Consider the following 14,518-nt stretch of genomic DNA (forward strand, 5'->3'; position numbering starts at 1 on the left):
TCTCCGCATCGTCCGCGACAATGCAGGATCCACTGAAACCCCGGTCGACATCTATTCCTCCTCTGCCAAGGAGGGGTCAGTTCTTCGTTTCGTCAGGGGGTCAGTTTCTCAGTTCGGCCGACAGCAAGTTAGGGTCTTCTCATCTCACAGCATCTGGAGATCGTCCGGAAATCCCGATCGACACTACGTTTCAAGAACCGTAGGAACGCCTTCTTGGCCCTTGTTATCGACCCGGCTTTGTCTGATCTCCCACGAACACAACGCGACGATTTCCGAGGCAAGCGCTGTCCTCTTCCAGTTGAGCCCCAACTGCCGCCAGACTTCTGACGACATCAGGGAACTTAAGTAGCGCGAATACGCTGCCGAGGTGCTCGAAGTTCAGCATGACTGTCCGATAAACCCACGTTTTGCAGGATGCCATCACGGGAGGGGGGATGCGGGTCGAACCGGTATCTGGGATCGAAAAGCTCAGATGTGCGTGATGCACCGCCCATAGCGGAGGTCCAAAGGTCGAAAAATCCTGGTGACCTAGAGGCTGTTATGGACCCAGCTTGAGGTGATCTCCGTTGGGGCGAGATGACCTCAACTCGCAAACCCTACCCCCTCTGATGTGTCCGATGAGGAATGGGCGCTGGTGGCGCCCTATCTGACGCTCCTGCCCGAAGAGGCTAGCCAGCGGGAACACTCCCTGCAGGAGGTGTTCAACGGCCTGCGCTACATCATCAAAACGGGGGCGCCCTGGCGCTGGATGCCCAACGATCTGCCGCCCTGGGCGGCCGTCTATCAGCAGGCGCAGCGCTGGCTTAACGCCGGCTGTTTCGAGGAACTGGCGCACGACCTTCGCGCCGTGCTGCGCCTGGCGGCTGGACGCGATGGGGAGCCCTCGGCAGCTGTGCTCGACAGCCGTACGCTGCGCTCCAGCCCTGAGAGCGGAGCCCGCGCTGGCTATGATGGTACCAAGCGCAAGAAGGGCTCCAAGCTGCACATGGCGGTGGACACGCTGGGGCATCTGCTGGCGGCCCACGTCACCCCCGCCACGGCGGATGATCGCGCTCAAGTGGGACAGCTGGCTCAGGCCATGCAGGGGGCCACCGGTGAGAGTGTTGATCTGGCCTATGTCGATCAGGGCTATACGGGCGAGAGGGCGGCGGATGCGGCCCGGGAGCATGGGATTCAGCTGGAGGTGGTCAAGTTGTCTGAGGCCAACGCGGTTTCGTGCTGCTGCCGCGCCGGTGGGTGGTCGAGCGGACCTTCGCCTGGGCGACGCGCTTTCGGCGTCTGGTGCGCGATTACGAGCGTCTACCTCAAACGCTCGCAGACCTGCATGTCATTGCGATGGTCTGTCTTATGCTGCGCCAGGCCGTCAACTACATCGCGGTCCATAACAGCCTCTAGATACATAGAGATGCTGATTTCTCTTATGGGTCGATAACGGCAGCGGCATTTACAATCAAAAGATGCATAAAGAACTCTTGTTTCATTTACAGTTGCATTGATAATAAGCCTCTGTGAAACAGAGGCACAACCGTATCCCGATGACCAAAGCTCCGCTCTCCGCTCCATCCGTCCCCTTGCTCCGCGACGACGAGCTTGCCGATGGGGGCATCCGTGGCGATCGACACGGCATGGATGCGGCCGAGACGGCGCGGTACGTCTCCGAGCTGACGGCAGAGCTGTCCTACCTCGCGCGGCAGGCCCGTCTCGACCTGCTGGCCTATCTCCTGGACATGGCCAGGCTCGAAGCGGCGCGCGCCGTACAGGCGGATACCCGGAAACGGTAGTTCAGGAGCCGGCCGTCAGCGACACAGCATTGCCGCCGTGGCGTTCCAGGCGTCCTGCGATCTCAAGTTCGAGCAGGGTCATCTGAACGGTCCGGATCGGGAGCCCGGACTGGCGCACCAGATCGTCGATGGCAACTGGCGAAGGGCCGAGAAGCGCGATGAGCCCGGCGGCGGCATCCGTGCTGGCCTCATCGATCCCCGCAGCAGGCGAGACGGAGCCCTTCGGCGCCCGGGGAATGTCCGGTAGATCCAATTCGTCCCACAATTCCTCGGTGCCCAGGACATGGTGCGGTTCCTCCGCCCCGGGCTCGACGCGGGGCCCTGACGCGACGAGCGGCTCGAGCACGCTCGTGACATGCTCGACGGTGGCGCAGAGGATGGCCCCTTCCCGAATGAGGTCGTTCGTTCCCTCTGCACGGGGATCGAGGGGAGATCCCGGCACGGCGAAGACCTCCCGCCCCTGCTCCAGGGCGAAACGGGCGGTAATGAGCGAGCCCGAGCGGCGCGCCGCCTCGACGATCACCACCCCGTAGGACAGGCCTGAGATGATGCGGTTGCGGCGGGGAAAATCGCGCCCGCGCGGCTCCCATCCCATCGGCATTTCCGAGACCACGGCCCCGCCTTGCTCCACGATGGCGCGCAGGAGCGGCTCGTTCTCGGACGGATACACCTTGTCCTGCCCGCCTGCGAGGACGGCGACGGTGCCGGTCTGCAGAGTTGCGCGATGCGCCCGCGTATCGACGCCGCGCGCGAGGCCCGAGACGACCACGTAACCGGCCTCGCCGAGCTGCCGCGACAGGCGCTCGGCGAAGGTGAGCCCGGCGGCGGAAGCGTTGCGGGATCCCACCATGCCGACGGATGGCCTGGCGAGCACTTCCGTGGAGCCGCGCACGCCGATCAGCGGCGGCGCGGTGTCGACGGCCTGGAGTGTTTTCGGATAATCGGGCTCGCCCATGGCGATGAAGCGCACGCCCAGACGCGCGGCGGCGGCCATCTCCTTCTCGGCCTCGGCCCGGCTCGCCACCTTCAGCGACGGCCGCCCGCCGCGCCGGGCGAGGTCGGGCAGCGCATCCAGCGCCGCGGCCGCGCCACCGAACTTGTTGACCAGGGCGCGGAACGTGCGCGGCCCCACATTCTCCGACCGGATCAGCCGGAGCCAGTCGAGGCGCTGCTCATCCGTCAACTGCACGGCTTTAGCCCTTCTGACCGATCTTGCCCTCCGTTCCGGCCAGGAGGCGGCTGATGTTCGGGCTGTGCTTCCACCAGAGCAGCGCCGCGAGGATCACCACCATGCCGGCCATCGCGGGCTGGCCGAGAAGCCAGAGCGCGATCGGAGTCGCGGCACTGGCGACCAGGGCCGACAGGGACGAATAGCGCGAGGCGAAGGCGACGCCGAGCCAGATTACGGCGAAGATCAGCGCGGCGACCCAGTTCAGGCCGATCAGCACGCCGATGAAGGTCGCAACGCCCTTGCCGCCCTTGAACCCGAGCCAGACCGGAAAGAGGTGGCCCAGGAAGGCGCCGAGGGCGGCGACGCTGGCGGCGTGCTCGCCCCAGCGGGCCGCGATCAGCACGGCGGCCGTTCCCTTGAGGGCGTCGCCCACGAGCGTCGCGGCGGCCAGCCCCTTCCGGCCGGTGCGCAGAACGTTGGTCGCGCCGATATTGCCCGATCCGACCTTGCGGATGTCCCCAAGCCCGGCCATGCGGGTGAAGATCACCCCGAAGGGGATGGAGCCCAGGAGATAGCCGAAGACCAGGGCTCCGAGCAGGTACATCAGGTTCACTTCGTCGGACATTCGCGTCTCGTCACGTTGGGCGGCGGTCGAACACGATCCTGCCCGCAACCATCGTGATCGTCACCTGTCCTTCCAGACGGGCCTCGTCGAACGGCGAGTTCTTGGACAGGGACTTCAGGTCGCGCTTGTCGAGCACATAAGGCGCGTCCGGATCGAACAGGATGAGGTCGGCGGGAGCGCCGATCTTCAGCCGCCCGGCCGGCAACCCGAGGATTTCCGCGGGTTTCGTGGTCATCGCGCGCAGGAGCTTAGGCAACGAAATGCGATCCGAATGCACGAGGCGCAGCGCCGCCGAGAGCAGCGTTTCGAGGCCCACGGCCCCGTTCGCGGCCTCGGCGAAGGGCAGGCGCTTGTTCTCCACATCCTGTGGATTGTGGTCCGAGACGATCACGTCGATGGTCCCCTCGGCCAGGGACTCGATCATCGCCTGCCGGTCGTCCTCGTGCCTCAAGGGGGGCGAGAGCTTCAGGAAGGTGCGGTAATCCCCGATATCGTTCTCGTTGAGCGACAGGTGATTGATGGAGACGCCGCAGGTCACGGGCAATCCCCTCGCCTTCGCGGCCCGCACGATCTCCGCCGAATCGGCGGTGGAGATCATGGCCGCGTGGTAGCGCGCGCCGGTGAGGCGCACGAGGCGCATGTCGCGCTCCAGCATGATGGTCTCGGCCTCGCGGGGGATGCCCGGAAGGCCGAGGCGGGCGGAAAACTCGCCCTCGTTCATCACGCCCTGGCCGACCAGATCGGGATCCTCCACGTGATGGACGATCAGCGCGTCGAAATCGCGGGCATAGGTGAGCGCCCGGCGCATCACCTGCGCATTGGTGACGGAGCGAGCGCCATCGGTGAAGGCGATCGCCCCCGCCTCCTTGAGCCGCCCGATCTCCGCCATCTCCTCGCCCATGAGGCCCTTCGTGAGGGCGGCTGCCGGCAGGATGTTCACGACGGAGGTGTCCCGCGCCCGGCGCACGATGAAGTCGATCACGGCCGGATCGTCGAGAACCGGGCTGGTGTCCGGCATGGACACGACGGTCGTCACGCCCCCGGCGGCGGCGGCCTCGCCCGCGCTCTTGAGCGTCTCGCGATAGGGCCCGCCCGGCTCGCCGATGAAGGCGCGCATGTCGATGAGACCGGGGCTCAGCACCTGCCCGCCGCAATCGATCACGTCCGCGTCGGACACGTCCGCCAGCTGCGGCCCGAGATCCCGGATCACGCCGTCGCGGACGAGCAGAGCGCCGACTTGCTCACGCCCAGTATCGGGATCGACGAGGCGTGCGTTCTTGAAGAGAAGAGGTTTCGTGCTCATCGCGCGTCTCACCCGTTCGGCAGATGGCTCGCGAGAGCCTCCAGCACCGCCATGCGGACGGCCACGCCCATCTCGACCTGCTCCCGGATCAGCGACTGCGCGCCGTCCGCCACGTCGGAGGAAATCTCCACACCCCGGTTCATGGGGCCGGGATGCATCACGAGCGCATCGGGCTTGGCGTAGGAGAGCTTCTCCTGATCCAGCCCATAGAAGCGGAAATACTCCTTCACGGAGGGGACGAAGGAGCCGTTCATGCGCTCGCGCTGAAGGCGAAGCATCATGACGATATCCGCGCCCTCCAGGCCCTTTCGCATATCGGTGAAGGTGGGAAAGCCGAGCCGTTCGATGCCGGGCGGCAGGAGGTTCGTGGGCGCGACGAGGCGCACCTGCGCCCCCATGGCGGCGAGCAGGATCATGTTGGAGCGCGCCACGCGCGAATGCAGGATGTCGCCGCAGATCGCCACCGTCAGGCCTTCGATACGCCCCTTGTTGCGGCGGATGGTGAGCGCATCGAGGAGCGCCTGGGTCGGATGCTCGTGCGCGCCATCGCCGGCGTTCACCACCGCGCAATCGACCTTCCGGGCCAGGAGATGGACCGCGCCCGCCGCGTGATGACGGACGACGATGATGTCCGGGCGCATGGCGTTGAGGGTCGCCGCCGTGTCGATCAGCGTCTCGCCCTTCTTCACAGAAGAGGAGGCCACCGCCATGTTGAGCACGTCGGCGCCTAGGCGCTTGCCCGCGATCTCGAAGGAGGATTGCGTACGCGTCGAGGGCTCGAAGAAGAGGTTGATCTGGGTCCGTCCCCGGAGGGAGGTTTTCCGCTTCTCGATCTGCCTGCTCACCTCGACCTGATTATCGGCCAGATCGAGCAGCGCCTGAATGTCCAAAGGAGACAGCCCCTCGATTCCGAGGAGATGCCGGTGGGGAAAAACGGTTCGGGGGGTGACTGTCATCTTAAAGCCATCGCTATAGGCGCTCCGGCTGTGGGCAGCAAGCAGGCTCGCTATTTTTCCTCCCTGTTGAGCAAGGGCTATTCAGCGAAAATCCTGCGTCATGGCCGGGTTTGTCCCGGCCATCCCCGTCTTGGAGGCGTCACGCCATGAAGACGTGGATCCCCGGCACAAGGCCGGGGATGACGTGAGAGCAGTGAGTAAGACACCGTTTCATCTGCCCTCTGCCCCTCCGGCAAGGGAAGGGAATATTCCGGAGTGAAGATGTCACCCTAAAATGAATGAACGAGCTTCGGGAATCGTGCCATGTCCGCATTCCAGACCCATGAGATCGTCAACCAGACGCCCCCCTTCGCCGATGTGAACCTGATCGCGGGGGATCGGCCCCTGCTGGATGCCCTCAGGAGCAACGGGGTCGATCCGGAGGCCGAGGGGCTGATCGCTTTCGGGGCGGCCCGGGGCAGCGCGGAGCGGCTCGATCTCGGGCGGCTCGCCAACGAGAACCCGCCGAAGCTGCGCACCCACGATGCGCGCGGCTTTCGCATCGACGCGGTGGAGTTTCACCCGGCCTACCATGCGCTCATGCGGGCGAGCATGGCGGACGGGCTTCATTCCTCCACCTGGGACGAGCCGAAATCAGGTCACGCGCATGCGGCGCGGGCGGCCAGGATCTACACCGTGGCGGGCGTGGAAAGCGGCCATGTCTGCCCGATCACCATGACCCATGCCTCCGTAGCGGCGCTCGCCGCCGCGCCCGCCCGGCTGAAGGAGTGGCTGCCTAGGATCCGCTCCCGCGACTACGATTCCCGCTTCATTCCCTTCTGGGAAAAAAGCTCCGTCACCCTGGGCATGGGCATGACCGAGAAGCAGGGCGGGACGGATGTGCGCGCCAACAGCACCCGCGCCGTCCCCGTGGCCGGGGACGAATATGCGCTCACCGGGCACAAATGGTTCATGTCCGCGCCCATGTGCGACGCGTTCCTCGTGCTCGCCCAGGCGCCCGGCGGCCTCACCTGCTTCCTCGTCCCGCGCTTCCGGCCGGACGGCTCCCTCAACGGCCTTCGCCTGCAACGGCTGAAGGATAAGCTTGGGAATCGCTCCAACGCCTCCTCCGAGGTCGAGTTCGTGGACGCGTTCGGCTGGCGCATCGGCGAGGAGGGAGCAGGCGTGCGCACCATCATCCCCATGGTCCAGATGACCCGCCTCGACTGCGCGGTGGCCTCCGCCGGGCTCGTGCGCATGGGCCTGACCTTGGCCATGCATCATGCCCATCACCGCAGCGTCTTCCAGAAGAAGCTCATCGACCAGCCCGCCATGCGGATGGTGCTCGCCGACCTCGCCCTGGAGAACGAAGCCATGACGGCGCTTGCCCTGCGCACGGCCCACAGCTTCGACCTCGCCGCCAAGGACGAGCACGAGGCGGCCCATGCCCGCCTCGTCACGCCCGCCGCCAAATTCGGGATCTGCAAGGCCGCGCCCCGGCTCCTCTACGAGGCCATGGAGAGCCTGGGCGGCAACGGCTATGTGGAGGAGAGCCCCCTGCCCCGCCTTTACCGGGAGGCTCCCGTCAACGCGATCTGGGAAGGATCGGGCAACGTGATCGCCCTCGATCTCCTGCGGGCCGAGAGGCGCGACCCGGAACTCTCCGCCTCCGTCCTGCAAAGGCTCATGGCCGACGCCGGAGACCTGCCCGGAGCCTCCGAGACGGCCCGCGACATCGTCCTGGCCCTGCAATCGCCTCATGCCGAGGCCAAGGCCAGATTCGTCGCCGAGCGTCTCTTTTCCCTCGCCGCCGCAGCGGCCATGGCCCGCTCCGCCCCGCCGGACATCGTGGAGGCCTATGCCCTCTCCCGCCTGGCGCAGCCGGCCCGGATGATTGGAGCGAACGAGCTCGGAGAAGCCGTCGAACCCTTGCTGGAGCGGGCTTTCGTCACCAAATAACAGGGTGGGGAAAACGGCCGATTTGACTTGTCTTCAATCATCAACCACTTATCGCGCCTCTGACGGTCAGAACCGACCGCAGCCTCCGGTCACCAGAACTTTGAGCATCCGCTCGCGGCCATCTACGGGAAGTCGCCCATGAAAGTCGTCGTCGTCGAGTCGCCTGCAAAGGCCAAGACGATCAACAAATATCTCGGCAAGGACTATGAGGTCCTGGCTTCCTTTGGGCATATCCGCGATCTGCCCGCCAAGGACGGCTCGGTCGACCCGGATGCCGATTTCCGCATGATCTGGACGCTCGAGGACAAGGGCTCGAAGCGGGTCTCCGAGATCGCCAAGGCGATCAAGGGAGCCGAGAAGCTCATCCTCGCCACCGACCCGGATCGCGAGGGCGAGGCGATTTCCTGGCACGTGGTCGAGGCGTTGCGCGAAAAACGCGTCCTCAAGGACCTGCCGATCGAGCGCGTCACCTTCAACGCCATCACCAAGGACGCGGTGCAGACCGCGCTCCGGCAGCCGCGCGAGATCGATCAGGCGCTGGTCGATGCCTACATGGCCCGCCGCGCCCTCGACTATCTCGTGGGCTTCACCCTGTCCCCCGTTCTCTGGCGCAAGCTGCCCGGAGCGCGCTCGGCCGGCCGCGTGCAGTCGGTGGCCCTGCGCCTCGTCTGCGACCGCGAGCTGGAGATCGAGACCTTCAAGCCGCGCGAGTACTGGTCCCTGATCGCGACCCTCGCGACGAAGGATGGCGCGGTGTTCGATGCGCGCCTCGTCGGGGCCGATGGAAAGAAGATCCAGCGCCTCGACATCGGCAACGGCAAGGACGCCGAGGCCTTCAAGAAGGACCTGGAACTCGCGACCTTCTCGGTCGCGACCATCGAGGCCAAGCCCGCCAAGCGCCACCCCTACCCGCCCTTCACCACCTCGACCCTGCAGCAGGAGGCCTCGCGCAAGCTGGGCTTGGCTCCGGCGCAGACCATGCGAATCGCGCAGCGTCTCTACGAGGGTGTCGATATCGGCGGCGAGACGGTCGGTCTCATCACCTATATGCGTACGGACGGCGTCGACATGGCGCCCGAAGCCGTGCAGGCCGCCCGCCGGGTGATCGGCAGGGAATACGGCGACCGCTATGTGCCGGCCGTTCCGAGGAAATACTCGACCAAGGCCAAGAACGCGCAGGAAGCGCACGAGGCCATCCGCCCGACCGATATGGGCCGCCTGCCGAAGGCCGTGGCGAAGTACCTGGAACCGGAACAGGCCCGCCTCTACAACCTCATCTGGACCCGCACCCTGGCGAGCCAGATGGAATCGGCCGAGCTCGAGCGCACCACCGCAGACATCGCCGCGCAGGTCGGCCCGCGCAAGCTCGATCTGCGCGCGACCGGTCAGGTCATCAAGTTCGACGGCTTCCTCACGCTCTACAACGAGAGCAAGGACGACGAGGCGGACGAGGACGAGGGCCGTCTGCCTCCCATGAAGGCGGGCGACCCGCTGGAGCGCCGCCGCATCAACGCGACCCAGCATTTCACCGAGCCGCCGCCGCGCTATTCGGAAGCCTCGCTCGTGAAGCGCATGGAGGAGCTCGGCATCGGCCGGCCTTCCACCTATGCCGCCGTGCTGCAGACCCTGCGCGACCGCGAATACGTGCGCATCGAGAAGAAGCGCCTCGTGCCCGAGGACAAGGGCCGCATCGTCACCGCCTTTCTGGAGAGCTTCTTCCGCCGCTACGTGGAATACGACTTCACGGCGGACCTGGAAGAGCAGCTCGACCGGGTCTCGAACAACGAGATCGACTGGAAGCAGGTGATGCGCGAGTTCTGGCGCGACTTCTCCGCCGCCATCGGCGAGACGAAGGAGCTGCGCACCACGGAAGTGCTCGATGCGCTCAACGAACTCCTCGGCCCGCACATTTTCCCGGACAAGGGCGACGGCTCGAACCCGCGCACCTGCCCGACCTGCGGCACGGGCCAGCTTTCCCTCAAGCTCGGCAAGTTCGGGGCCTTCATCGGCTGCTCGAACTATCCGGAGTGCAAGTACACCCGTCAGCTCGCCGCATCGGGCGTCGACGGCGACGGCGAAGGCTCGTCGGAGAACGGCGGCCAGCCCGGCGTGAAGGTTCTGGGCGACGACCCGGAGACCGGGCAGCAGGTGACCCTGCGCGATGGCCGCTTCGGTCCCTTCGTGCAGCTCGGCGAAGGCGAGAAGCCCAAGCGCTCGTCCCTGCCGAAGGGTCTGGCGCCCTCGCAGGTGGATCTGGAAAAGGCGCTCAAGCTCCTGTCGCTGCCCCGTCAGGTGGCGACGCACCCGGAATCGGGCGAGCCGATCCTGGCGAGCATCGGCCGCTACGGGCCCTACGTGCAGCATGGGAAGACCTATGCCAATCTCGGCCCGGGCGACGACGTTCTGGAGATCGGCGCCAACCGCGCCATTGACCTGATCGTCACGAAGGAAAGCGGCGGCGGCAACGCCCGCCGCGCCGCCGATCCGGGCCGCCCGCTGGGCAATGATCCCGAATCGGGCAAGCCCATCGTGGTGAAAGCCGGGCGGTTCGGCCCCTACGTCACGGACGGCGAGACCAACGCCACCCTGCCGCGGACCTTGGCCGCGGAAGCGGTGACGCTGGATGAGGCCGTCGAGCTTCTGAAGGCGCGCCGGGCCGCCGGTCCGTCGAAGAAGTCCGCCCGCGGCCGCAAGGCGCCCGCCAAGAAGGCCGCTTCCGCGAAGAAGGCTCCGGCCAAGAAGGCGGCGGCGAAGACGGCAGCGCCGAAAACGGCCGCGAAGAAAGCGGCAGCGAAGAAGCCCGCGGCCAAGAAGACGGCAGCCAAGAAGGCGAAGGCGGCCGAATGACATGAAGGAGTGGCTGTCCTGGCTCCTGCTGGATCATGCTGACGAGATCGAGGTTCTGCTGCGCCTCTGCGTGGCGGCGATCGCGGGCATGGCCGTGGGGATCAACCGGGACATCCACAACAAGCCCATCGGCATGCGGACGCTCGGCCTCGTGGCGCTGGGCTCCGCTACCGTGATTCTCTCAGGGTCCGTCTATGAGGGGCTGCATTTCGGGCAGGACGCCGTCAGCCGTGTCGTCCAGGGCATTCTGACCGGCCTCGGATTCCTCGGCGCCGGCGCCATCATCAAGGCCAGGGACGGCACGGAAGTTCAGGGGCTCACCACCGCTTCGACTGTCTGGATCGCAGCGGCTCTCGGCGTGACGGCGGGCCTCGGCGCCTGGTTCATCACGTTCGCCGGGACCGCCATGACCCTGCTCGTCCTGACCTTCGGCAAAGCTCTCGAAGGATGGCTCACCCGCCTGTTCACGGGCAAGGAGAAAACCGTGCAGGACGACGATCAGTTGAAGGCGTAACCCAGGCCCAGAACGGCGAAGGCCGCAATCGAGAGCCACAGGAGGCTCGACCCGAAGGTGCTGCTCTTCACGACGGGCGTGGTGTCGGGCTCATCGAAGGCGAAGGCCTCTCCGGCGGTGCGCGCCGCGCGGTCCAGATGAAGTTGCCGTGCCGATCCCATCGTCGTGCGCATCGCCGCCCTCGTTCTCCGTTAAGCCCATGCTTATCCAGCCAACGTGAATGGTAACTAAACAGTTCCTGATGACAGGTGAAAGACATCCTTTAGGGGCAACCACGATACTGTTCGAACGAGGGTTCCCAAGCCGCCTTTTTTGTGGCTTGTGACCCTAAGCCGCCTTCTCGTTTCCGTTTTGTTCTCGTATAAAAACGGAATGAGAAATAGTGTAAACAAGCGCGAATCATCGAAACGGACCAAGGTCCCAATGGACAATGACGATCTCTTCGGGGGCGGAGCCGCCAAGCGCGCGACGCCCGCCGCAGCCAGAACGGCTACCGTGAAATCCTCCCGCGCCGCGCCTGCGCCGCAGCCAGGCACGCCGGGCGAGGCCGGATACGACGCGTCCGCCATCGAGGTTCTGGAGGGTCTGGAGCCCGTCCGCCGCCGTCCGGGCATGTATATCGGCGGCACGGACGAGAAGGCCCTGCACCACCTCTTCGCCGAAGTGATCGACAACTCGATGGACGAGGCGGTCGCGGGCCACGCGACCTTCATCGAGGTGGAGGTGGAGGAAGGCGGCTGGTTGTCCGTGACCGACAACGGGCGCGGCATTCCGGTCGATCCGCACCCCAAGTTCCCGAAGAAGTCGGCCCTCGAAGTCATCATGACGACCCTGCATGCGGGCGGCAAGTTCGACTCGAAGGTCTACGAGACGTCCGGAGGCCTGCACGGCGTCGGCGTGTCGGTGGTGAACGCCCTGTCCGAGACCCTCGAAGTCGAGGTCGCGCGCGGCCAGCAGCTCTATCGGCAGGTCTTTTCCCGCGGCCTCCCCCAGGGCAAGCTCGAAACCATAGGCCGTGTCCTCAACCGGCGCGGCACGAAGGTGCGCTTCAAGCCCGACTGGCAGATCTTCGGCAAGGACGCCCATTTCCTGCCCCGTCGCCTGTTCAAGATGGCCCGCTCCAAGGCCTATCTGTTCGGCGGCGTTGAGATCCGCTGGAAATGCGCCCCGTCCCTGCTCGAAGGCGTCGACAACGTTCCCGCCGAGGCGACCTTCAAGTTTCCGAACGGCCTGAAGGATTACCTGCTCCACGACATCGACGGGAAGGAGCTGGTCACCGACCAGATCTTCTCCGGCAAGATCACGAAGCCGGGCAGCCACGGCTCCCTGGAATGGGCCGTCGCCTGGATGGCGAACGAGGACGGCTTCTCGATCTCCTACTGTAACACCGTGCCCACGCCCGAGGGCGGCACGCACGAGAACGGCCTGCGCATCGCCCTGCTGCGCGCCCTGCGCGACCACGCGGAGCGCGTGGGCCAGCAGAAGCGCATGGCGGCGGTGACCACCGACGACGTGATGGCGACCTGCGCCTCCATGCTCTCGGTCTTCATCCGCGAGCCGGAATTCCAGGGCCAGACCAAGGACAAGCTGGCGACCGTGGAAGCGGGCCGCATCGTCGAGAACGCGATCCGGGACACCTTCGACCACTGGCTTGCCGCCTCCCCGCAGCAGGCCAACAAGCTTCTCGACTGGGTGATCGACAGGGCCGAGGAGCGCCTGCGCCGCCGCCAGGAGAAGGAGGTCGCCCGCAAGACGGCCACCCGCAAGCTGCGCCTGCCCGGCAAGCTGGCGGATTGCTCCAATGCCGGCGCGAAGGGCTCCGAGCTCTTCCTCGTCGAGGGCGATTCGGCCGGCGGCTCCGCCAAGCAGGCCCGCGACCGCGCCACCCAGGCCGTGCTGCCGTTGCGCGGCAAGATCCTCAACGTGGCCTCGGCGGGCCGGGACAAGCTGCACCAGAACCAGCAGATCTCCGACCTTGTCCAGGCGCTCGGCTGCGGAACGGGTTCGCAGTACCGCGAAGCCGATCTCCGCTACGAGAAGATCGTCATCATGACGGACGCGGACGTGGACGGCGCCCATATCGCCACGCTGCTCATCACCTTCTTCTACCGTCAGATGCCCAAGCTCATCGACGGCGGCCATCTCTACCTCGCGGTTCCGCCCCTCTACCGCCTGTCGCACGGCGCCAAGTCGGCCTATGCCCGGGACGAGGCGGATCGCGACCGGCTGCTGAAGACGATGTTCAAGGGCAGCGGCAAGGTCGAGATCAGCCGCTTCAAGGGTCTGGGCGAGATGCTGCCGGGCCAGTTGAAGGAAACCACCATGGACCCGAAGAAGCGCCTGCTGCTCAAGGTCGTGGTGGAAGCCGACGACCGGCCGGAGGCCAACGACACAGTGGAACGCCTGATGGGCAACAAGCCCGAAGCCCGTTTCACCTTCATCCAGGAACGCGCCGCCTTCGCCGACGAGGCGGATCTGGATATCTGAACTTTATAACGATAAGCTCCCGGCGCAGAACCTCCCGTAAGAGGCATGGGGATGCGCCGGGTTTTTGTTTTTCTGGGATTGTGCCTGCTCTGCGCCCCTGCATCCGCACGCGAGAGGCTAGAGCCGATTAGGACCTGTCCCCTGACGCGTTTTCCGAAGCCGTCCCCTGCCTCCGACCCATCATGCGGCGAGGGTCATTGCGTCGATCTGGGGCAAGGCCGATCCATCTGCAAATGCCTCGGCAAAGAGGACGACGCAGCGGCCCAGATGTCCTATGTCGTTCACGGGCAGGCTGTCCAGCATTGGCCGGTCGCGGCATATCTGACTGAAACGGAAGACTTTCACGTCCTCAGCGGCGACCTGCGCGGAGATGGACGACCGCTTTGGATCGTTGCCAATCGTGAACTCACCTCCCAGGGCATCGGCATCAATTATTGGAGCCTGCACGTTCTCGATCCGGCCCATCACGCCGTTGCGCCAATCTCATGGTCTGCCTCGGATTACGGAAGTGGCAGCTTCGCTCGCCCCCGAAGCCGACGGCAGAAGGGATGTGATATTCTCATCACGGACTGGGTCGAGGGGCGAGAGCCCAAGCGCGGCAGCGGCCTCTACTTCGTGGGCGATTGGTACCGGTTGGGGCGCACAGACATCGTGCGTCACCCGACCAGACAGCCACGCTTACGCCGCTACCTTTTTTCCTTTGAGGCCGAGCGCGCCGTGAGCGGAGAGGACGATGACCCTCGGCGTTACCAGGGCTTTCCTGCTCTCTGGCTCCGGCCGGAGAAGGCGCGGCCACGCACACCGCTCATCCATCTGGAAAATTAAGGGGTTCTGAGCAGAGACAGGCACCCTCGCCGTCATCCCAGGCCTTGTGCCGGGGATCCCCGTCTTTGAGG

Annotated in this window: 11 protein-coding genes and 1 pseudogene; 6 read left to right on the top strand and 6 right to left on the bottom strand. The window is 65.7% G+C overall.

Features of this window, described 5'->3' with window-relative positions; all coding sequences use genetic code 11:
• The first annotated feature begins 610 nt into the window (after window positions 1-610).
• A pseudogene (locus ACS5Q0_RS21260) lies at window positions 611-1,395 on the top strand (IS5 family transposase).
• Window positions 1,396-1,535: 140 nt separating this feature from the next.
• Window positions 1,536-1,781 carry a hypothetical protein gene (locus ACS5Q0_RS21265; RefSeq protein WP_473128652.1) on the top strand — a complete coding sequence of 82 codons (246 nt, stop codon included), beginning with the start codon at window positions 1,536-1,538 and terminating at the stop codon, window positions 1,779-1,781.
• Window position 1,782: 1 nt separating this feature from the next.
• Here the strand turns inward: ACS5Q0_RS21265 and dprA are convergent, their stop codons facing one another.
• From dprA to ACS5Q0_RS21285, 4 genes are read right to left on the bottom strand one after another with little or no spacing between them, the layout of a single operon-like run.
• Window positions 1,783-2,970 carry a DNA-processing protein DprA gene (gene dprA / locus ACS5Q0_RS21270; RefSeq protein ID WP_473128653.1) on the bottom strand — a complete coding sequence of 396 codons (1,188 nt, stop codon included), beginning with the start codon at window positions 2,968-2,970 and terminating at the stop codon, window positions 1,783-1,785.
• Between the two features lie 4 nt (window positions 2,971-2,974).
• Window positions 2,975-3,577, bottom strand: coding sequence for a glycerol-3-phosphate 1-O-acyltransferase PlsY (plsY, locus tag ACS5Q0_RS21275; protein WP_473128654.1), 603 nt, complete (start codon window positions 3,575-3,577; stop codon window positions 2,975-2,977).
• Window positions 3,578-3,587: 10 nt separating this feature from the next.
• Window positions 3,588-4,880: a dihydroorotase gene (locus ACS5Q0_RS21280; RefSeq protein ID WP_473128655.1), complete on the bottom strand. Its 1,293-nt coding sequence runs from the start codon at window positions 4,878-4,880 to the stop codon at window positions 3,588-3,590.
• Window positions 4,881-4,888: 8 nt separating this feature from the next.
• Complete coding sequence (locus ACS5Q0_RS21285; RefSeq protein WP_473128656.1) at window positions 4,889-5,836, bottom strand: aspartate carbamoyltransferase catalytic subunit; 948 nt, start codon at window positions 5,834-5,836, stop codon at window positions 4,889-4,891.
• Between the two features lie 303 nt (window positions 5,837-6,139).
• Between ACS5Q0_RS21285 and ACS5Q0_RS21290 the strand changes: the two genes are divergently transcribed.
• From ACS5Q0_RS21290 to ACS5Q0_RS21300, 3 genes are all read left to right on the top strand, one after another.
• Entirely contained in the window at window positions 6,140-7,774 is a 1,635-nt protein-coding gene (locus ACS5Q0_RS21290) for an isovaleryl-CoA dehydrogenase (RefSeq protein ID WP_473128657.1), read from the top strand.
• Window positions 7,775-7,912: 138 nt separating this feature from the next.
• Window positions 7,913-10,621 carry a type I DNA topoisomerase gene (topA, locus tag ACS5Q0_RS21295; RefSeq protein ID WP_473128658.1) on the top strand — a complete coding sequence of 903 codons (2,709 nt, stop codon included), beginning with the start codon at window positions 7,913-7,915 and terminating at the stop codon, window positions 10,619-10,621.
• Between the two features lies 1 nt (window position 10,622).
• Complete coding sequence (locus tag ACS5Q0_RS21300; protein WP_473128659.1) at window positions 10,623-11,135, top strand: MgtC/SapB family protein; 513 nt, start codon at window positions 10,623-10,625, stop codon at window positions 11,133-11,135.
• Here ACS5Q0_RS21300 and ACS5Q0_RS21305 read toward each other — a convergent pair.
• Window positions 11,120-11,308, bottom strand: a complete 189-nt coding sequence (locus ACS5Q0_RS21305; RefSeq protein WP_473128660.1) for a hypothetical protein — start codon at window positions 11,306-11,308, stop codon at window positions 11,120-11,122. The genes ACS5Q0_RS21300 and ACS5Q0_RS21305 overlap by 16 nt on opposite strands.
• A 250-nt stretch (window positions 11,309-11,558) precedes the next feature.
• Here ACS5Q0_RS21305 and parE point away from each other — a divergent pair, with 250 nt between their 5' ends.
• Window positions 11,559-13,622, top strand: coding sequence for a DNA topoisomerase IV subunit B (gene parE, locus ACS5Q0_RS21310; protein ID WP_473128661.1), 2,064 nt, complete (start codon window positions 11,559-11,561; stop codon window positions 13,620-13,622).
• Between the two features lie 180 nt (window positions 13,623-13,802).
• On the opposite strand, the gene ACS5Q0_RS21315 is transcribed toward parE, so the two are convergent.
• Window positions 13,803-14,090 (bottom strand): hypothetical protein, encoded by a 288-nt coding sequence (locus tag ACS5Q0_RS21315; protein ID WP_473128662.1) that lies wholly within the window; start codon window positions 14,088-14,090, stop codon window positions 13,803-13,805.
• Window positions 14,091-14,518: the final 428 nt, after the last annotated feature.

It is taken from the genome of Microvirga sp. HS2 (assembly GCF_055792805.1).

What these genes read in the sequence shown, in the direction of transcription:
- ACS5Q0_RS21265 (WP_473128652.1), top strand. Translation starts at nt 1,536, where the DNA reads ATGACCAAAGCTCCGCTCTCCGCTCCATCCGTCCCCTTGCTCCGCGAC.
- plsY (WP_473128654.1), bottom strand. Translation starts at nt 3,577, where the DNA reads ATGTCCGACGAAGTGAACCTGATGTACCTGCTCGGAGCCCTGGTCTTC.
- ACS5Q0_RS21280 (WP_473128655.1), bottom strand. Translation starts at nt 4,880, where the DNA reads ATGAGCACGAAACCTCTTCTCTTCAAGAACGCACGCCTCGTCGATCCC.
- ACS5Q0_RS21285 (WP_473128656.1), bottom strand. Translation starts at nt 5,836, where the DNA reads ATGACAGTCACCCCCCGAACCGTTTTTCCCCACCGGCATCTCCTCGGA.
- ACS5Q0_RS21290 (WP_473128657.1), top strand. Translation starts at nt 6,140, where the DNA reads ATGTCCGCATTCCAGACCCATGAGATCGTCAACCAGACGCCCCCCTTC.
- topA (WP_473128658.1), top strand. Translation starts at nt 7,913, where the DNA reads ATGAAAGTCGTCGTCGTCGAGTCGCCTGCAAAGGCCAAGACGATCAAC.
- ACS5Q0_RS21300 (WP_473128659.1), top strand. Translation starts at nt 10,623, where the DNA reads ATGAAGGAGTGGCTGTCCTGGCTCCTGCTGGATCATGCTGACGAGATC.
- ACS5Q0_RS21305 (WP_473128660.1), bottom strand. Translation starts at nt 11,308, where the DNA reads ATGCGCACGACGATGGGATCGGCACGGCAACTTCATCTGGACCGCGCG.
- parE (WP_473128661.1), top strand. Translation starts at nt 11,559, where the DNA reads ATGGACAATGACGATCTCTTCGGGGGCGGAGCCGCCAAGCGCGCGACG.